The sequence below is a fragment of the Arcticibacter eurypsychrophilus genome, from assembly GCF_001730525.1.
GTDB lineage: Bacteria > Bacteroidota > Bacteroidia > Sphingobacteriales > Sphingobacteriaceae > Arcticibacter > Arcticibacter eurypsychrophilus.
Map to the genome: position 1 here is coordinate 12632 of NZ_MDFN01000029.1, position 19620 is coordinate 32251.

At 39.2% G+C, this 19620-nt stretch carries 21 protein-coding genes; 10 read left to right on the forward strand and 11 right to left on the reverse strand.

Features of this window, described 5'->3' with window-relative positions:
* Positions 1-367: 367 nt before the first annotated feature.
* From rsgA to BFL47_RS15125, 3 genes are all read left to right on the forward strand, one after another.
* Positions 368-1288, forward strand: coding sequence for a ribosome small subunit-dependent GTPase A (gene rsgA, locus BFL47_RS15115; protein WP_069660640.1), 921 nt, complete (start codon positions 368-370; stop codon positions 1286-1288).
* Positions 1288-1746, forward strand: a complete 459-nt coding sequence (gene dtd / locus BFL47_RS15120) for a D-aminoacyl-tRNA deacylase (protein WP_069660641.1) — start codon at positions 1288-1290, stop codon at positions 1744-1746. The genes rsgA and dtd overlap by 1 nt, the downstream gene beginning before the upstream one ends.
* Positions 1747-1827: 81 nt before the next feature.
* Positions 1828-2154, forward strand: a complete 327-nt coding sequence (locus BFL47_RS15125; RefSeq protein WP_069660642.1) for a nucleotide pyrophosphohydrolase — start codon at positions 1828-1830, stop codon at positions 2152-2154.
* A 9-nt stretch (positions 2155-2163) separates the two neighbouring features.
* Here BFL47_RS15125 and BFL47_RS15130 read toward each other — a convergent pair whose 3' ends face one another.
* From BFL47_RS15130 to BFL47_RS15155, 6 genes are all read right to left on the reverse strand, one after another.
* Positions 2164-2901 carry a 2-phosphosulfolactate phosphatase gene (locus BFL47_RS15130; RefSeq protein WP_069660643.1) on the reverse strand — a complete coding sequence of 246 codons (738 nt, stop codon included), beginning with the start codon at positions 2899-2901 and terminating at the stop codon, positions 2164-2166.
* A 2-nt stretch (positions 2902-2903) separates the two neighbouring features.
* Complete coding sequence (gene gcvT / locus BFL47_RS15135) at positions 2904-3980, reverse strand: glycine cleavage system aminomethyltransferase GcvT (RefSeq protein WP_069660681.1); 1077 nt, start codon at positions 3978-3980, stop codon at positions 2904-2906.
* A gap of 122 nt (positions 3981-4102) precedes the next feature.
* Complete coding sequence (locus tag BFL47_RS15140; protein WP_069660644.1) at positions 4103-4729, reverse strand: ribonuclease HII; 627 nt, start codon at positions 4727-4729, stop codon at positions 4103-4105.
* A gap of 1 nt (position 4730) precedes the next feature.
* On the reverse strand, positions 4731-5984 hold the full coding sequence (locus tag BFL47_RS15145; protein WP_069660645.1) for a PP2C family protein-serine/threonine phosphatase: 1254 nt from the start codon (positions 5982-5984) through the stop codon (positions 4731-4733).
* A 65-nt stretch (positions 5985-6049) separates the two neighbouring features.
* On the reverse strand, positions 6050-7150 hold the full coding sequence (locus BFL47_RS15150; protein ID WP_069660646.1) for a glycosyltransferase family 2 protein: 1101 nt from the start codon (positions 7148-7150) through the stop codon (positions 6050-6052).
* A 13-nt stretch (positions 7151-7163) separates the two neighbouring features.
* Entirely contained in the window at positions 7164-8138 is a 975-nt protein-coding gene (locus tag BFL47_RS15155; protein ID WP_069660647.1) for a lysylphosphatidylglycerol synthase transmembrane domain-containing protein, read from the reverse strand.
* 83 nt (positions 8139-8221) lie between these two features.
* Between BFL47_RS15155 and ruvC the strand changes: the two genes are divergently transcribed.
* Positions 8222-8791, forward strand: coding sequence for a crossover junction endodeoxyribonuclease RuvC (gene ruvC / locus BFL47_RS15160; RefSeq protein WP_083257213.1), 570 nt, complete (start codon positions 8222-8224; stop codon positions 8789-8791).
* Between the two features lie 49 nt (positions 8792-8840).
* Here the strand turns inward: ruvC and BFL47_RS15165 are convergent, their stop codons facing one another.
* From BFL47_RS15165 to dxs, 3 genes are all read right to left on the reverse strand, one after another.
* Positions 8841-9239: an HIT family protein gene (locus BFL47_RS15165; protein ID WP_069660648.1), complete on the reverse strand. Its 399-nt coding sequence runs from the start codon at positions 9237-9239 to the stop codon at positions 8841-8843.
* Positions 9240-9241: 2 nt separating this feature from the next.
* Entirely contained in the window at positions 9242-9715 is a 474-nt protein-coding gene (gene greA / locus BFL47_RS15170) for a transcription elongation factor GreA (protein ID WP_069660649.1), read from the reverse strand.
* 147 nt (positions 9716-9862) lie between these two features.
* Positions 9863-11791, reverse strand: a complete 1929-nt coding sequence (dxs, locus tag BFL47_RS15175; RefSeq protein ID WP_069660650.1) for a 1-deoxy-D-xylulose-5-phosphate synthase — start codon at positions 11789-11791, stop codon at positions 9863-9865.
* Between the two features lie 119 nt (positions 11792-11910).
* Here dxs and BFL47_RS15180 point away from each other — a divergent pair, with 119 nt between their 5' ends.
* The 3 genes from BFL47_RS15180 to BFL47_RS15190 are packed head-to-tail and all read left to right on the forward strand — an operon-like array spanning position 11911 to position 14397.
* Positions 11911-12690 (forward strand): segregation and condensation protein A, encoded by a 780-nt coding sequence (locus BFL47_RS15180; RefSeq protein ID WP_069660683.1) that lies wholly within the window; start codon positions 11911-11913, stop codon positions 12688-12690.
* Complete coding sequence (glyA, locus tag BFL47_RS15185; protein WP_069660651.1) at positions 12690-13961, forward strand: serine hydroxymethyltransferase; 1272 nt, start codon at positions 12690-12692, stop codon at positions 13959-13961. Before BFL47_RS15180 ends, glyA begins: the two co-directional genes overlap by 1 nt.
* Positions 13962-13986: 25 nt before the next feature.
* Complete coding sequence (locus BFL47_RS15190; protein ID WP_069660652.1) at positions 13987-14397, forward strand: response regulator; 411 nt, start codon at positions 13987-13989, stop codon at positions 14395-14397.
* A gap of 267 nt (positions 14398-14664) precedes the next feature.
* Here the strand turns inward: BFL47_RS15190 and BFL47_RS15195 are convergent, their stop codons facing one another.
* Both BFL47_RS15195 and rlmN read right to left on the reverse strand, forming a co-directional pair.
* Complete coding sequence (locus BFL47_RS15195; protein WP_069660653.1) at positions 14665-15366, reverse strand: ComF family protein; 702 nt, start codon at positions 15364-15366, stop codon at positions 14665-14667.
* A 7-nt stretch (positions 15367-15373) separates the two neighbouring features.
* Entirely contained in the window at positions 15374-16498 is a 1125-nt protein-coding gene (rlmN, locus tag BFL47_RS15200) for a 23S rRNA (adenine(2503)-C(2))-methyltransferase RlmN (protein ID WP_245681386.1), read from the reverse strand.
* A gap of 100 nt (positions 16499-16598) precedes the next feature.
* Between rlmN and BFL47_RS15205 the strand changes: the two genes are divergently transcribed.
* Genes BFL47_RS15205 through BFL47_RS15215 form a run of 3 tightly spaced genes read left to right on the forward strand, consistent with a single transcriptional unit; the run spans position 16599 to position 19606 of the window.
* A complete protein-coding gene (locus BFL47_RS15205; protein WP_069660654.1) occupies positions 16599-17777 on the forward strand; it encodes an amidohydrolase family protein in 1179 nt (392 codons plus the stop codon).
* Positions 17778-17801: 24 nt separating this feature from the next.
* The gene (locus tag BFL47_RS15210; RefSeq protein ID WP_069660655.1) at positions 17802-18083 is read left to right on the forward strand and encodes an acylphosphatase; all 282 of its coding nucleotides are present in this window, start codon (positions 17802-17804) and stop codon (positions 18081-18083) included.
* Between the two features lie 11 nt (positions 18084-18094).
* Complete coding sequence (locus BFL47_RS15215; RefSeq protein ID WP_170827331.1) at positions 18095-19606, forward strand: lipopolysaccharide biosynthesis protein; 1512 nt, start codon at positions 18095-18097, stop codon at positions 19604-19606.
* The last annotated feature ends 14 nt before the right edge of the window (positions 19607-19620 follow it).

The window sequence follows — 19620 nt, forward strand, 5'->3', positions numbered from 1 at the left end:
ACAAAAGCGCCTTCCCTTTATCGGGGGAAGGCGCTTGTACTGGTTTCTTTATCTATTTAAAGATTTACACCATAAACGATCTTCCTCCAGGCCTCGAGGGCGTGATGGTTGTGGTCGTACTCATATTGGCATAAATCATATTATTCATTTGTATTACTTCTCTAAAGTAGTAGTTTAATCTACAATATAAAAACAAATTGTAGATTAAATGGAAATGAATTGTAAATTATATTTCCATTTGAGCATATAAACAATTACAAATCAACAAAATACGATTCTATTTCGTATAAATTCTATTCCGGAAGTATCATTGTTAATTGTAGAATAAGGTATAAATACCGACTAATACGCTTAAATTTACAACTTTATGCAGGGATTAGTTATTAAATCTACGGGAAGCTGGTATCAGGTCGCTACAGACGGTGGTGAACTGGTGGAATGCCGTATTAAAGGGAAATTCAGGACAAAGGACATTCAAACCACGAATCCGATTGCGGTGGGCGACCGTGTGAAGATTGAAATGGAGCCTGATCAGGATACAGGCGTCATTAAGGAGCTGATCCAAAGGAAGAACTACATCATCCGAAAATCGGTTAACCTGTCCAAACAAGCCCAAATTATTGCGGCAAATCTAGATCAGGCCTTTCTGGTTGTTACCCTGGCATCTCCCCGGACCTCACTGGGCTTTATTGATCGCTTTCTGGTCACTGCGGAAGCATATGACATTCCGGCGAAGCTTATTTTCAATAAACTTGACCTTTTTAGTGAAGAAGGAATGGAGATTCTGGCAGATTATCAGGCTATTTACACCAGCATTGGCTATCCTTGTTATGAGGTGTCTGCTCTGGAGGGAACAAACCTGAATATTCTGGAAGATCTGTTAAAAAATAAGGTCAGTCTCTTTACCGGCCACTCCGGTGTGGGCAAATCAACGCTTATTAATACCTTAATTCCTGGCATGGTATTAAAAACAGGTGCTATATCCGATTGGAGCGATCAGGGTAAACATACGACAACCTACGCGGAAATGCATCCCCTTCCTAAAGGAGGTTACTTGATTGACTCCCCGGGAATCAGGGAACTTGGTGTAATTGATATCGACAAAGCGGAGTTAGGCCATTTCTTCCCGGAGATGCGTGAACGGATGAACACCTGTCGCTTTAACAACTGCAGACATATAAACGAACCAGGATGTGCTGTTTTAGATGCGGTAGCCAATGAAGAAATTGAGCTATCACGCTATGAAAGCTATTTAAGCATTTACCATAATAATGATACACGGAATTAATGAGAGCTGTAATACAAAGGGTGACAGAGGCTTCCTGTTCGGTTGATGGAGAAATCACTGGCTCTATTGGTACGGGTCTATTAGTCCTTTTGGGAATAGAAGATCCCGATACTGCCTTAGACATTAAATGGCTGGCTCAAAAGATTGTTAACCTCAGGATCTTTAGTGATGCGGACGACAAGATGAATCTGTCGCTGATGGATATAGATGGTGGAGTCCTTCTTATTTCTCAATTTACTTTATTCGCCAGTACGAAGAAAGGAAATCGCCCAGGCTTTACGCGTGCTGCTAAACCTGAAATAGCCATACCGCTTTATGAAGACATGATAAAGGAACTTGAACTCCTGAGTGGTAAAAAAACACAGGCTGGCATCTTTGGTGCGGATATGAAAATCAAGCTTTTAAATGACGGCCCGGTAACCCTTATTATGAACACCCATGATAAAGAAAATCATTAGGCAGGATAAAGAAAATTACTAATCAGAATAAAGACAATCATTAACCAGGATAAAGACAATCACTAATCTTAATTGCAAACTATGAGTCTTAAAGAAACACAAACTCGCGTAGATGACTGGATCAATACGACCGGAATCCGCTATTTTAATGAACTGACGAATACGGCAATCCTCATGGAAGAAGTGGGAGAAGTAGCGAGGATCATGTCCCGCCGTTACGGTGAACAATCTTTTAAAGAATCAGATAAAGCGGTAGATCTTGGAGATGAAATGGCCGATGTGCTGTTTGTGCTTATTTGTCTGGCCAATCAAACCGGCATTGACCTGACTGAAGCCTTTGAAAAAAACATGCAAAAGAAAACGCTAAGGGACACGGATCGCCACAAGAATAACAACAAATTAATATAAGGCCGAACCTTATATTAATTTGATTAGTCTATCACCTTCAAGCACAGGAATAGCTGTTGTAATATCAACATTCAAACAAAAATCAATATCAGCCTCAATTCCCAACAACCTAAGGCGTTCACCATGTGAAGTTTTCTTTAAATAACCGCGCAAATCATCCTTTGCCAGAAGATACAGATCTTCAGCCGCAATAGAAGAGTCATCCAGTTTATAACTTGCTCCGTTTAATTGATGCACCACCGCCCCTGCAAAAATACTATCCTCCAGATTAAACTTATTTTTCCAACCCGCACATACCAACAGTACATTCTCCTTCTTGCTAATCAAATAATCACAAAGAGCAGTCAGATTAAAAAATGAGCCAATCACAATTTGTTTAGCCATCTTGGAAAGGTGAATAGCATGTGTTCCATTGGTAGTGGTTAAAACCACTGTGCGGCCCGCTATCTTTTCAGGAACATACGAAAACGGTGAATTGCCGAAATCAAAACCTTCCACCACTTTTCCATCCCGTTCTGCTGCCAGAAGATGATCCGTACCATGATAAGCAGCACATTCTTCCACTTCGGAAACCGGAATAATTGCTGTTGCTCCATTATCGATGCCATAACAGATCGAAGAGGTTGCTCTGAAAATGTCAATTACAACGACTATACTGTCATTGATGTTGTAAAGTGGCAATAAAGCTGGTGTAAGGCACACTTCTACATTTAACTTTCCTGCTGAGGATAACTTAACTACTTTCAATTTTATAAAACTGGAAATTTAACAACACTTGCTTTTATTGCAGCATTACGGATCGAAATAAATATCTCTGACCCTAAGGCGGAATATTCAGACTCCACATACCCCATACCAATCGCTTTATGAAGCGAAGGAGATTGCGTACCTGAAGTAACTTTCCCAATTACACGGCCTTCTGCATTTACGATCGGGTAATCATGACGCGGAATCCCACGATCAATCATTTCAAAACCAACCAGCTTTTTAAGTACCCCTGCCTTTTTCTGTGCTTCCAAAGCATCAGAATTAGTAAAATCTTTAGAAAATTTAGTGATCCATCCCAAGCCTGCTTCCAGAGGAGAGGTTGTATCATCTATATCATTACCATATAAACAATATCCTTTTTCTAAGCGAAGTGTATCGCGGGCACCTAGACCGACCGGCTTGATATTTTGTTCTTTACCTGCTTCAAATATCGCGTCCCAAATCTTTTCTGCGTACTCATTGTCGAAATACAATTCAAAACCTCCTGCACCTGTATATCCTGTTGCTGAAATTAACACATTATCTACCCCAGCAAATTCACCCTTTTTAAAAGTGTAATACGCCATTGAACTCAAGTCTACAGGAGTTAACTTCTGCAATACTTCAATCGCAAGCGGACCTTGAACAGCCAACAAAGAAGTCCGTTCCGAAATATCCTTAATATCTACACCAAACGTATTAAACCGGGTGATCCAGTTTAAATCTTTTTCAATATTGGAAGCATTAACAACTAAAAAATACGTCTTTTCATCTATACGATATACCAGAAGGTCATCTACAATTCCACCATCCTCATTAGGCAAACAACTATATTGTACTTTTCCATCAACCAATATAGAAGCATCGTTAGAAGTTACATGTTGAATTAAGTCAAGAGCTTTGTCCCCTTTAAGAATAAATTCACCCATATGACTTACATCAAATACCCCTACTGCATTCCTTACTGTAAGATGCTCAGCGGTAATTCCTTCGTATTGAACAGGCATATTGTATCCTGCGAATGGCACCATCTTAGCTCCGAGTTGGATATGTTTATTGACTAAGGCTGTATTTTTCATAAAATCTGTATTAGTATAGTTAGGACAAATATGCACAACAATGTTCTGCATATAAATGATATTGAACGGCAAAAATAGAAATATGAATTAGCATTTCGGGTATACTTTAAAGCGCTATGCGTTTAAATCGTGCCGGATTCCGCATGTACTGTTCGAAAAAGATCAAGCTGAGGGTCTGTAACACGGAAGGTTTTCCGATGATAAGGTGAAAAGCCGTACTGCAAAACAGCATTACGATGTTTGATAGTCGGGTAGCCCTTATTATTACACCAGTCATACTCAGGATGAAGTAATGAAATAGCTTGCATAAAGTCATCCCGATACGTTTTTGCCAGAATCGATGCTGCCGCAATAGAAAAGAACTTTCCGTCCCCTTTTACAATGCAGGAATGAGGAAGATCCCGGTATGACTTAAACCTGTTTCCGTCAACCAGTATATATTCAGGTCGTAGCGCTAACAAATCAAGGGCCTTATGCATAGCCAGAAATGAAGCATTTAATATATTGATCCGATCTATTTCTTCATGATCTACTTCGGCGACAGCCCAGGCAATAGCATTTTTTTCAATGAAAACACGTAGTTCGGCTCTTTCATCTGCTTTAAGTTGCTTTGAATCGGTTAATATTTCGTGATAGAAATCTCTGGGTAAGATGACCGCAGCGGCAAATACAGGTCCAGCCAGACAGCCTCTACCTGCCTCATCACAACCTGCTTCAATTCGTTCTTCCTGATAATAAGGCAATAACATTTTAATGAATCTTTAAGGTAAGCAAAGTGATATCATCCGAGTTCATTTTAGCCCCTTTTGACTCTTTTATATCTGTTAAAACGCTTTTATTGATCCGCTCGGCCGTTTGATGACTATGCTTAAAAACATACCCCACTAAATCCTCCTCCAAAACGAATGCATCTTCTTCGAAGCTTTCAATAAGACCATCTGTATAATTAAAGATCAAAGAATTTTCCGGGATTATCTGCTTACCCTGATGTACAAAAGGTAGCTCATCAAATACACCCAAAAGCGTAGTGCCTGTTTTCAAGAAAGAAATTTGATCCCCAATAATTAATACCGGTGCGTTATGGCCAGCATTTATATATTCCATTTCCCTGCTTATAATATTATATCTACCCAGGAATAACGTAATGAAACGTTCGCCTTTTGTATTGTTTGTGACCACTGCATTTAACTTGCGGATTACTTCACCCAGATCACGCTCCACAGAAGTCCAGGCACGCAGACTAGCTTGCAGATTGGCCATCAGCAACGCAGCCGACACTCCCTTTCCCGACACATCAGCAATACACCAAAGAAATTCATTTTCATTCAGATGAATAAAATCGAAATAATCGCCACCAATATTTTCATGAGGCAGATAGGTCGCCGCAATTTCATAAGCTCTACTCTTGGGTAATCTCAAGGGCACAAGCATATTCTGCACTTCACCTGCCAGTTCAATATCACGCTGAAGTCTTTCCCTTTGTACCCGCTCTCGAAATAGCTTCTTATTTTCTAAAGCCACCATTACAATATTAAGCAGGGTTTGAATATAGCTCAGCTCATGACTTAATAATTCCGGAACTGCATTAAAATCTCCAATCAGAACAAAGGCAAGCGTTGTATCATTATGCCTTACAGGAACATAATAATCATACTTTTTGAGATTTGGAATCTCATATTCAGCAAGGGCCGTGATGGCTTTGAGCGTAATAAGCTGTGAACACATTTTTTGAATACCTACAAAGCTATCATCAGGTTTACCAAAATGCGAAGCACAATCGAAATGATCTTCCTCTTTTACAAGGAGTAACATGCTGCCTACTTTAAGATTAACCTGAAGAATAATCTTAAGCATTTCAAAAAGTACCGAAGCCGAACTATTTTTATTAATAGCCAGTGTAATTTCAAGTAATGAGTTCAATTCCGCCTGCCGCTTTAACAGCATTTGAACTAATTCGTTATCAGAGGGATTCTCAATATGCTTCACTTCTTCCAAAGTAGCCATTATAAAGTTAAAAAATTAATCTTTACTCTCCTGATACACCAAGAAAGCTTAATATACATGAAATACTAACGAACAAGTCTGTCTTTCCATATATATTTTCCTGAATTTCCCGCTATGCCAATGTAAATGATATAAATAACATGCACAACCGATAATAATGGAAGATATTTTAGAAGTTCTGTTCGATGCGCAAACCGGGTAACAGGTTTTAGAAACAGCATTTCCGCCAGGGCCTTCAAAACCAAAGCCAGTAAAGCAGTAATCCAATTTCTCGAGTCAAAAAACCCGGCAAGCATACTTACCAGCAGCATGACGTTAAAGAACCATATAGCCACACCTAATACCACAATCTTTTTATCCTTGTAACGGGTACTTTTAGATGCCCATCTTTTACGCTGACTAATAAATTCCGACAAACTAGCTTTTGCGTCTGTAAATACGATTGCATCACTGGATTTGCAAAAACCGATACTTTCAGGGTAACGTGATGCTACCTTATGCAAAAAGAGTTCATCATCTCCCGAAGCAAGGTCGTCAATTCCTTTGAAACCACCCAATTCAACAAAAACCTCTTTCTTGTAGGCCAAATTAGCACCATTACATGTAGAGGGCATCTTATTCCCGATAGTTGAAGCGCCTAATCCGATCAGGTACAAAAACTCAAGGGTTTGTAACCTTTCAAAAAAACTTATCTCGTTTGCGTATACTACAGGTGAAGAAATCAACTTACTGCCCGTCTCTTCATAAAATCCTACAATCGCTTTTAACCAATACGGTTTCATCCTGCAATCCGCATCGGTCGTAATAATCAATTCACCAGTAGCCAGATTTATGGCCTCAGATATAGCCTTCTTTTTATACGAATTAAGCTTTTCCTTTTCATTTAACTTGATTAAACGTACTCCCCTATCCCGGTAACTTAAAATGATAGCTGAGGTTTGATCGCTTGAATGATCATCTACCACAATCAGCTCCCGTAAATCTGCGGGATATGACTGGGCCAGAATATTCTCAATCGTTAAAGCAATCTTATCTTCCTCATTCCTTGCTGCTATTAAGATACTCACTTTTGTTCGGGGAATTCCTTGAACCGAAACATAAGGAGGAATTGAAAGCCACCCTTTCCTAAGAAATAATATCGCTGAAACATACAAACATGTCAGCATCAGAGTTAAAAAACTAATTACGAGCAGTACCAAAGAAATTAAGCTTAAAGACGAAACCAGCACCTAAAATAGCCGGAATAATTAAATTAATAAACCAAATACAAGCAGTAGAGGCCATAATTGCAACTTCGTGTTGTGTGATAAAACTAAAAAAATACGTGGCAGTCATGGCCCTTACTCCTACATCCAAGAGATCCAGGGAAGGTAGAGCTGATTGTACAAAGAACAGGATAAAAATCATCATGACCATTCCTAAAATAGGAATTTCAGGAATAAGTAAGTGAATTACCAAACAATACTGCGAAGTAAAGACAATAAATCGGGTCATCGCATAATTAAAAACGATCATCAAATCGCGCTTACTATACCGTGCCAGGATCATATAAAACTTTTTAAACTGCTTCAGGAAGGAAATTCTCGAGAGTAAACCAATGAGCCATTTGATGTTGAAATAGAATAGCAAAAAGAAGAGGGAAAAGACAATAACGACAGGAATAAGGGCATATAACAGCCATTTATCAATCGGTATAAAGTTCCATATAAACCATAAAACGGCCACAGCACCTACTACATTGGTAATGACCATTTGGCCAACGGCCCCAACAGCCATGGCTATAGCACCAAAAACGCGTTTGCGTGGTGTTAAGAAAAATATCCTGCCACCATACTCGCCAATTCGATTTGGTGTAAATATCGCCCATGTCAGACCGCAAAAAACTGACTCCACGGCTTTCAAGATACTAATTCGCTCTATATGCTGAACCAGAAACTTCCATTTTAAAGACTCAAGAAACCAGTTTAACAACATCAGTATAAACAAAGCTATCATCGCGCTATACACCTGCTTATCAGACAATTGATTTACAAGTCGCTTAAAATCGCTTAAGTTGGTGTTATGATTCAGCTTATATACAATAAATATGGTCGCAAGAATCAGTACAGAACACTTGACAAGAATACTTATCGCTTTTTTGTTATTTAGATTCAACTGTTTTGAAAGTTTGATACAATGTTACGGAAAAGTTAACAAGCCGTATATAAAGTTTGATTTTTCCATCGTAATATTGCCAGGTGTTAGAAAAAGAAAAATCCATAGAACGAGTGATCCTGGGAATAGATCCGGGAACTGCAATTATGGGATACGGGTTGATTAAGGAAGTGAAGAGTAACATAGAGCTCATCAGCATGGGAGTAGTCAAGATGGATCATCTGGATGATCATCCTTTAAAGCTGAAAAGAATCTTTGAAAAGACCATTTCTTTAATAGACCAGTATCATCCGGATTGTCTGGCTATTGAAGCCCCTTTTTATGGAAAAAACATCCAGGTGATGCTCAAACTAGGACGCGCTCAGGGTATTGCCATAGCTGCGGCCCTGTCAAGAGACATCCCTATTTTTGAATATGCACCCCGAAAAATCAAACAGTCGATCACCGGAAATGGAAATGCCGCCAAAGAACAGGTCGCAGCCATGCTTCAAAGTTTATTAAAATTTACAGAAACCCCACAGTTTTTAGATGCCACGGACGGCCTCGCTGTAGCGGTATGCCATTCCTTTCAGCGAAACGCAAGTATACCGGGTAAAAAGTCTTATTCAGGATGGGAAGCTTTTGTAAAAGATAATCCGGCAAGAAAGAAATAACCTGTTGGATTTCGTTATGATCAATTTAAAAAACTATCTCCCATTAATTTCAGGGAATAAATTCAATTGCAATCTTTTTTGCAGTCATTTCCAGCTCTTCAGCAGAAGGACTGAGCTTAGGTAATGTAAAATCCAGATCCTGCATCGCGTTCATTGGCACCAGGTGGATATGTGTGTGAGGAACCTCCAGGCCCATCACAACCACCCCTACCCGTTTACAAACGATGGCTTTTTTAATACTAAGCGCTACTTTTTTAGCAAAAAGCTGTAGCCCGATATAAGTCTCATCGTCCAGATCAAAAATATAATCCACCTCTTTTTTAGGGATCACCAATACATGACCCACTACAAGTGGATTAATATCTAAAAAGGCAAGGTAATGCTCGTCTTCAGCTACTTTATGCGAAGGAATTTCACCCAAGGCTATTTTTGAAAAAACAGATGCCATAATTATCTTGATATTTCGAGAACTTCAAACTCCACTTTTCCGGCAGGAACATCAATTTCCACTTTATCTCCTACAGACTTCCCAAAAAGACCTTTTGCGATAGGTGATTTCACAGAGATTTTGCCCGACTTTAAATCGGCCTCTGTTTCCGAAACCAGCTGATACTGCATCACACTTCCATTTTTGGTATTCCGGATCTTCACAATAGAAAGAGCCAGCACTTTTGAAGTATCCAGCTTAGATTCATCAATTAAGCGAGCATTCGCATAAACACCTTCCAGCTTAGAAATCTTCGCTTCATGATGACCCTGCGCTTCTTTAGCCGCATCATATTCTGCGTTTTCTGAAAGATCTCCCTTATCCCGCGCTTCAGCTATTGCCTTTGCAATCTGGTAACGACCTTCTGTCTTTAAAAAATGAAGCTCCTTTTTTAGGTTTTCTAATCCTTCCTTAGAATAGTATATTAATTCTGACATTATCTTTTTGTTTAAAACCGTATAAAAAAAGACAAGACCACACCTGCAGTAAAGCCGATATAGTCTTGTCTATTAATAATACGAATATATATTTACATTATTACAATTGCAAATTAGGTTTAATTCTTAAATGAAAATCACAAACAGTTAACAAGCCATACTATCAGTAATTATCCCAATAGCCAGCTTTTTTATTGTCGCCACAATTGAAGCAGCATCATACCCACATTCTGCCCATAGTTCCTTTTGTTCCCCATGTTCAATAAACTGATCAGGAATACCTAAGCGAATAACCGTAGCGGAATAATGATGATCCGCCATAAATTCCAGCACGGCAGTACCCATTCCCCCCTGCTTGCATCCATCTTCTATGGTTACGATTTTTTTATATTTTGAAAACACTTCATGAAGCAACTCTTCGTCAATAGGCTTTACAAAACGCATATCATAATGAGCCGGATTTATACCTTCGGCAGAAAGCTCCAGTCTTGCTTTAACAGCTTCATTTCCAATATGCCCAATAGTAAGGATGGCTACCTCTTCGCCATCACAAAGCTTCCTTCCTTTTCCAATCGGAATCGCCCTCATCGGCTGACGCCAATGCTGCATTACGCCATTCCCTCTTGGATAACGAATAGAAAAAGGCCCCATATCGTCCTGCTGTGCCGTGTACATTAAATTACGCAACTCCTCTTCGTTCATGGGTGCAGATACGATCATATTAGGAATGCACCTCATGTAAGCCAAATCAAACGCCCCATGATGTGTAGCCCCATCCGCACCTGCCAAACCTGCCCTGTCCAGACAAAACACTACATTTAATTTTTGTATAGCAACATCATGGATCACCTGATCATAAGCCCTTTGCATAAAACTAGAATAGATATTACAAAAAGGCAACATCCCCTGAGTAGCAAGTCCCGCCGAGAATGTAACAGCATGTTGTTCCGCTATTCCTACATCAAATGCCCGCTTTGGCATTGCTTTCATCATAATATTCAAAGAACTGCCACTTGGCATAGCTGGAGTAACACCCATAATCTTTGGATTAACCTCTGCAAGCTCTACAAGAGTAAGTCCAAAAACATCCTGATATTTAGGAGGTTGTGGTTTATCATTACCCGACTTGGTTATTTCACCGGTAATTTTATCAAACAGTCCCGGCGCATGCCACTTCGTTTGATCCTTTTCTGCCAGTGCATATCCCTTTCCTTTCACCGTTACACAATGAAGTATTTTCGGTCCCGGGATATTCTTTAAATCTTTTAATACTTTAACAAGTTGTTTAATATCGTGACCATCAATAGGACCAAAATATCTAAAATTAAGTGCTTCAAAAAGGTTGCTCTCTTTCAAAAGAGTACCTTTAATACTCTTCTCAATTTTTTTAATCGTCTTATGCGCATTAGGCCCAAGTTCTGATATTTTACCAAGAACATGCGATATGTCATCCCTGAATCTATTGTAAGGTCTTGAGGTTGCAATCCTGGTCAGATATTCTTTCAAAGCACCTACATTTGGATCAATAGACATGCAGTTATCATTCAGGATCACCAAAAGATTGGTATTTTCAATCCCGGCATGGTTCAGCGCTTCAAAAGCCAAACCGGCTGTCATTGCACCATCACCAATTACAGCTACGTGCTGACGATCGGTTTCCCCTTTATAATGCGATGCGACTGCCATTCCCAAAGCTGCGGAAATAGAGGTAGACGAATGCCCGACACCAAAAGTATCGTATTCACTCTCTGCCCGCTTAGGAAAACCGCTTATTCCCTTATAAAGTCTGTTGGTATGAAACATGGGTCTGCGGCCAGTCAGTATTTTATGCCCGTATGCTTGATGTCCCACGTCCCAAACTAGCTGGTCATAAGGCGTATTTAAAACATAGTGTAAGGCTACAGAGAGCTCAACTACGCCTAAACTAGCACCAAAATGTCCTCCGTTTACCGATACAACATCAATAATATACTGACGCAATTCCTGTGATACCTGCTCTAATTCACTTTCGTTAAGTAATTTTAAATCAGACGGATAATTTATTTTATCAAGTAGCTCCCCAGACTTTACTTCCATACAGTAATAGCATAAAAAAATTCAGACGACAAAGTAACTCAATATTATTAATAAATTATTGCCCTAAGCTGTTTTATTTATAATTTACAGATCAAATTAAATCTTTATTTTTGAATGTTGTGAAAGATCAGGATACTTATGGAATTAGATTGCCCCAGTTCGAAGGCCCATTTGACCTCTTGCTGTTTTTTATCGAGCGCGATGAGCTCGATATACATGAGATCGCTATAGCAAAAATTACAGATGATTTTTTATCTTACATGTTAAAAATGAACGCTTTGAACATAGAGTTAGCCAGCGAATTTATATTTGTTGCCGCTACCCTTATGCGCATAAAATCCAAGACGCTTTTACCACGACATGAGCCGGATGAGGATGGAAACGAACTGAATACGCGCCGCGATCTGATCCAAAAGCTGATCGATTACAAGCATTTCAAACAGATCTCCGAAAAGATGTACCTGCTCGAAGAGTCCCGGACGCACATATCAAGACGAGGAAATATTTTAGCCGATCTCTCCCTGATCACAGAAAAGGCAGAGCCGGCAGAAGAACTTTCATCGCTGGGCCTATACAAGCTGCTGATTATATATAAAAAAGTACTGGCAAAATATCAGACAAAAAACACACATGTAGTACATACAGTTGCTCCATACCCCTATACGATAGCACAGCAAAAAAAAGTCATTGCCGAGCTGCTGCAAATAAACAAACAAATAGACTTTTCGGACATGAAAAAGCATTCCGCTAACAAAGTTCAGTTTGTTTACAATTTTCTTGCGGTACTCGAAATGCTTCAACAACAGTTAATTTCCATTCAAACAGGATCACTATTTAATGATTTCAGGATAACAGGTACAACTTTCCCTGAAAATAATATACAATTAAACAATATATAATGAACAGAGACAACGTAGTTTTCAAACTCATTGATGAAGAGCAGGAACGACAGGAAAGCGGTATTGAACTTATTGCATCCGAAAATTTTGTAAGCAAGCAAGTGATGGAGGCAGCAGGTTCTGTTCTTACCAACAAATACGCCGAAGGGTTACCAGGAAAACGCTATTACGGCGGTTGCGAAGTTGTAGATGAGATTGAAACTATTGCCATTGAACGCGCAAAAAAACTATTTAATGCAGAATGGGCCAATGTTCAGCCACATTCAGGCGCTCAGGCGAATGCTGCAGTATTACTTGCTGTTTTGCAACCAGGAGATAAGATTCTTGGATTTGACCTATCGCACGGTGGACATCTGACTCATGGTTCTCCAGTTAACTTTTCTGGTAAAATATACACCCCTTTCTTTTATGGTGTAGAAAAAGAAACCGGACGAATTGACTACAAAAAGCTGGAAGAAGTTGCCTTAGCCGAAAAACCAAAGCTGATTATCTGCGGTGCTTCTGCTTATTCCAGAGATTGGGATTATAAATTTATTCGTTCTGTAGCGGATAAGATCGGTGCATTAGTTTTAGCTGATATCTCCCATCCAGCAGGATTTATTGCACGTGGATTGCTTGACAACCCACTTCCATATTGTCATATCGTTACCACTACCACGCATAAAACATTGAGAGGTCCCCGTGGAGGTCTGATATTATTGGGTAAAGATTTTAACAATCCTTTCGGAATAAAAACACCTAAAGGCGAAATACGCAAAATGTCATCCCTGCTTGATATGGCTGTTTTCCCGGGCACACAAGGTGGACCCTTGGAACACATTATAGCAGCAAAAGCAATAGCCTTTGGCGAAGCTTTAAGCGATGAATATTTGGAATATATCACTCAGGTTAAGAAAAATGCTGCTGCAATGGCCAAAGCATTTGTTGCCCGTGATTACCAGATCATATCAGGTGGCACAGATAATCACATGATGCTGATTGACCTTCGGAATAAAAATATTACTGGAAAACTTGCTGAAGCTGCACTTCAACAAGCCGATATCACCGTAAATAAAAATATGGTACCTTTCGATGATAAATCACCATTTGTCACTTCAGGGATTCGTGTGGGTACTGCTGCAATTACAACACGTGGTTTTAAAGAGGAACAAATGGAGACTATTGTAGACTTTATTGATGCGGTACTATCAGACCCTGAAAATCAGGAAAGTTTGAAGCTAATCAACGCTAAGGTTAAAACAATGGTAGCTGATTATCCTTTATATAAATAATAAAGATTTAGCAACATCGCTCATAATGAATTCAGAACTTCCATTAACAGGTAAGATCCTCGTTGTCGAAGACAACGAAATTAATAGATTTTTGGTTAACAAACTACTGAGCACATGGGGTATTCATGTAGAATTTGCCGAGAATGGCCAGGTTGCTGTTGAAAAGGTGACAAGCAGACCTTACGACGTTGTTTTGATGGATGTGCACATGCCTGTTATGGATGGATTTGAAGCTGCGCGAACAATCAGATGTTACAATAAGGGCCAGTTTAAAAGCCTTCCTATAATAGCTTTAACAGCCTCTGTGATGCAGAATGATCTGGATGAAATTATGTTGTCGGGTATGAATGGGTACATCATTAAACCTTTTGTACAAGCTGAATTAAGGCTTAAGATCTCAGACCTTTTGAATAATGCTGCTTTAAATAAGAACTAAAGAAGAAAAAGCCGGGAACCGATATGGTTTCCGACTTCTTCTATCTAAATTAACGCTCTCATATACTTATACGACGAAAAAGTGTTTATGTTACATTAATATTGTTTTATTTATTTTAAAATATATTATTCGTATTTTTAATATAGTGATCATCTTAATTATCAGGCAGATTACCCGGACCTAAGTCGCACATCCTCCGCACCTTGTCCGCTCGCCAAGCAACTCAGCTGAATTTAATATCATAATTAATTCAAATAAAAATAAATACTAATGTGCAAAGGCGATACTGACTATACTAACACGTACCCCCGGAATGGTCAGCAACATTGAAGCACACGCTTCCAACGTTGCCCCGGTAGTAACCACATCATCAACCAGCAAAATATGTTTACCTTCTAGTTCATGAGCGTGCTCCAGGGTAAATACCTCTGTCATGTTTTCAAAACGAGAAAACCTGTTTTTATGCGTTTGGGTATCTGTTGCTTTATGTCTTAGTAAATACTTCTCCGATACCGGGATCTCTAACACGGAAGAGAGGCCAACTGCTATACAATTGCTTTGGTTATACCCCCTTTCATTAAGTCGGGAATGATGCAGCGGCACAGGAATCAGAAGATCTGTACCCGAGGAATGAACGAGTTCATGGAGTACTTTTCCATACATCCTCCCGATCAGGTGACCAAGCTCCGGCTTATTTTTATACTTCAGTTGATGGATTAAATCCTGAACATTGGTGTGTTTATGAAAATAGAGAAAGGCGCAGGCATAAACAAGAGGAACTCGGCCCCAAAACTGTCGGGCAACCGGGTTATCGGGTTGCAAGTGAAAATTGGTATAAGGTAAATTGTAGATACAAGCTGTACAGAGCAGATTTTCATACGCAATAAGGTGTTTTCCGCAGGCACAACATACCTTAGGGAAAAACAGGGATAAAAAATCTTCCGCATATTGTTTAACCACATGAAGCATGTGCGGGTTAGCTTTCTTTTATGGCCAGCTGTCCGCAAGCCGCGTCAATATCCTTCCCCCTACTTCTCCTGATATTCGTAATCACCCCTTGTTTCTTTAAAAAAGCAGCAAAAGCTTCTGTTTTATCTTCTTCGGCATTTTGGAACGAGGCAAATGATATCGGATTATATTCAATGATATTAACCTTGCAGGGAATATGTCTACAGAACTTAGCCAGTTCAGCAGCGTCTTCTAAGCTATCGTTAAAATCATCAAACAGAATATATTCGTAAGTAACGGGATTCTTGGTTTTTAAGAAATAGTATTTTAGCGATTCAGCAAGTGCCTTCAAGGTATTCTGCTCATTAATGGGCATGATCTCATTTCGCTTGGCATCATTTGCAGCATGAAGAGAAAGGGCCAGATTAAACTTGACCTGATCGTCGCCTAATTTTTTAATCATCTTTGCAATTCCCGCAGTAGAAACGGTGATACGCTTTGGCGACATATTCAAACCATCCTCAGCAGTCAGCCTATCAATCGAGCGCATTACATTCGCATAGTTCAACAACGGTTCGCCCATTCCCATATAAACAATATTAGAAAGAGGGATGTCGTAGTTTGCCTTTGCCTGCTGATCGATGAGTACAACCTGATCGTAGATTTCACCTGCATCCAGATTTCGCTTCCGGTCCATATAACCTGTGGCACAAAACTTACAGGATAAACTACAACCTACCTGAGAGCTTACACATGCAGTCATGCGCTCCGCAGTAGGAATTAATACGCCTTCGATAATATTATTATCAAATAAACGGAATGTGTTTTTAATCGTCTTGTCTGAACTATGTTGAGACTGATGAATTGTTATAGCATTAATAGTGAATCTGTTATTGAGTTTTTCACGCAACGCCTTTGGCAGATTACTCATTTCGTCGAAAGTCTGGGCAGATTTCATCCATAACCATTCTAAAATTTGTTTAGCTCTAAAAGCCGGCTCGCCTTCAACAGCAAGAATTCCTTTTAAATCCTCTATAGAAATATTTCTTATCTCTTTTTTTTTAACAATCTCATTCACAGCGCAAATGTACTTAATAATCTGAGCATCATTATAATCATACTGCAAGGATCCTGCAATTGAAACAAATTTCATATAAATTAAAAACTCCAGTTAATAAATTCGTATTATTGTTATAAGAAATTAATAATAACAGACGTTTATCCATGCAGAATAATTCTGTTATCCCTTATATATGAATACTTATTATTCGGCAGACTATATTCTTACCGCATCCGGACCTCCTATCCAAAATGGATATATCGAGTTGGATGACAGAAATGTTATTCAAGGCATCTATCAGGAAGACGAGTTAAAGTTGCCCGACACCTCAATCGTTCAGCGTTTTAGCGGGATCCTCGTCCCAGGTTTTGTTAATACCCATTGCCATCTGGAACTTTCCTGGTTGAAGGGAAAAGTTGAAAAAAAAACAGGCCTGATTCCTTTTATACAAGAGGTTATAAGCAAGGACAGATTGCGTACAAAGGACTATATGGAAGCCATGCAAATTGCAGATCAGCGCATGACGGATAACGGTATTGTAGCGGTTGGCGATGTTTCAAACACGATTGATTCGCGCGATGTGAAGTTAAAAAGCACTATTCACTACCATACCTTTGTAGAAGCACTGGGCTTCGATCCTGATAAAGCGAAAGATATCTTCCGTTCGGCTGTTGAACTAAATGAATCCTTTGCGCCTTTAAAATCTTCGATTGTACCTCATGCTCCCTATTCCATATCGAAAGAACTATTACGTTTTATCAGCCATTTTTGCGGACAATCAGAAAGTCTGATGTCTATTCATAATCAGGAAAGTGAAGAAGAGAACGCACTATTTCGCTATAAAAAAGGACTTTTTCTGGATTTCTACAAGGGCATGAATCTGGATATAGATTTCTTTAAAGCGCAGGCAAGGAGTTCTATACAATCTATTTTACCTCATCTTTCAAAAAATCAGAAAATTTTGCTGGTGCATAACACGTATACCACCTTGAAAGATATTTACTCTACAAAACGCACAGACAGGGATATCTTCTGGTGTTTGTGTCCTAATGCAAACATGTATATTGAAAACAAACTTCCCAAGATAGATCTTTTTATAAAAAATGATCTGGTAATCACCCTGGGAACGGACAGCCTGGCTTCCAATGATGATTTGAGCATTCTTTCTGAGTTAAAGACGTTGCATCGTTATTTTCCCTCTTTACGCTTGGAGCAAACTATTGAATGGGCAACTATAAATGGAGCGAAATTTCTAAATATCGACGCTGATTACGGGAGTTTTACGGTTGGTAAAAGTCCGGGGATTAATTTAATTACTCATGTAGAAGGACTTCAGCTCAGTGATGATTCTAGTGTGCAAAAAATTGTTTAACGGGTTAATAGAGGTTATTTGCAGATGAAGCATATCACAATCATTATATATGGTAAGGTCCAGGGTGTATCTTTCAGGGCGGCAACAAAGGCAATCGCTAATCAATTGTCGATCACCGGACTGATCAAAAACGAAAAAGACGGTTATGTTTATATCGAAGCGGAAGGTGACAAGTTTTCACTTGACTTTTTGGTAGATTGGTGCAAAACAGGTCCCGATCGAGCAATTGTAGAAAAAGTAGAGGTAACGGAAGGCGAATTAAAAAACTACCTTAACTTTGAGGTCGTAAAAAGACATAGTATATAAACGATCTGTAATTGTCAACCTTAAAGAAATTTGCCGGACAAACTGTTATTTATGGATTAAGTACAGTACTATCACGTGTACTTAGTTTCCTGCTCACCAAGCTATATGTAAAGCTTTATCCTGCAAAAGTTTACGGTGTATTTATTAATATGTATGCCTGGGCATCCATATTAAATGCGGTTTTGGCTTTCGGCATGGAAACCACTTTTTTCAGGTATTTAAACAAATCAGAACACGACAAAGAAAAGGTATACAGCAATACGTTTATTATTATTCTGTTTCTATGCTCCATTTTCCTGGTTATTGCGTTTGTTTTTTCGGGAAACATTGCCTTATGGTTATTGAGCGACGATACAACCAGTCTGTCTGATTATGAACATTACGTCCGGTTTTTCATTCTGATTCTGGTGGTCGATTCGCTGAGTGTGATTCCTTTTGCACGACTCAGAGCAGATGGACGACCGTTACGCTTTGGCATGATCCGGATACTGAACATCTTATCTTTTATAGGGTTTAATCTATTTCTACTTGTTACTGTTCCTTCTATCATTGCCAATAAGGGATTTCTGGCCGAATACTTTACCCCCTGGTATCGTGAAGGCTGGTTAGGATATGTATTTATCTCCAACCTGGTAGCCAGTTGTCTGACACTATTGTTTTTGTTGCCGGAATTCAGAAAACTAAAATTCAGTTTTGATAAACCACTGGTTTTAGATATGCTGAGCTACAGTTTTCCGGTACTAATAGCCAACCTGTCTTTTATCATAAATGAAAATTCGGATAAGATCTTTTTGAAAGAACTTTTGCCTCCTAATAATGGAGCTCAGGAAGCAGGGATCTATGGGGCTTGCGGAAAGATTGCAATATTCCTGATGATCTTCATTCAAGCATTTAGGTTAGGGGCAGAACCTTTCTTTTTCAGTCATGCTAAAAATAAAAACTCAGGAGAGACCTACAGTAAGATCATGAATTATTTCATTATAGCTATTTCATTAATCTTTGTGGGAATAGCGGCAAATATTGAGATCCTAAAGCATTTTATCGGCTCAGACAATCCCGTTCAGCGCGAATTGTACTGGTCAGGATTAAAAATCATCCCAATCCTTCTTTTAGGATACGTTAGTTTGGGGATCTATATGAATTTGTCCATCTGGTATAAGCTTTCCGATCAAACCCGGTTTGGCTTATATATCTCAGGAATAGGGGCCATACTAACCATCGTGTTAAACGTGCTCTTCATTCCTGAATACGGGTATATCGCTTCGGCCTGGATCTCCTTTACCGCCTATACTACCATGATGGTGATGTCATATTTGACAGGGCAAAAACATTATCCTATACCCTATGATGTGAAGAAGGCACTCGCTTATTTAAGTACAGCGGTGATTATTGTCATCATATCCTATCATTTTTTAAACCGCAATTTAATTGCCGGAAACATCTTATTCATCGCATTTGCAGCAGGCCTCGCTTATGTAGAAAGAAAAGACCTGCGTAAAATAATAACAGGAAACATAAATTAATACTATACCATACA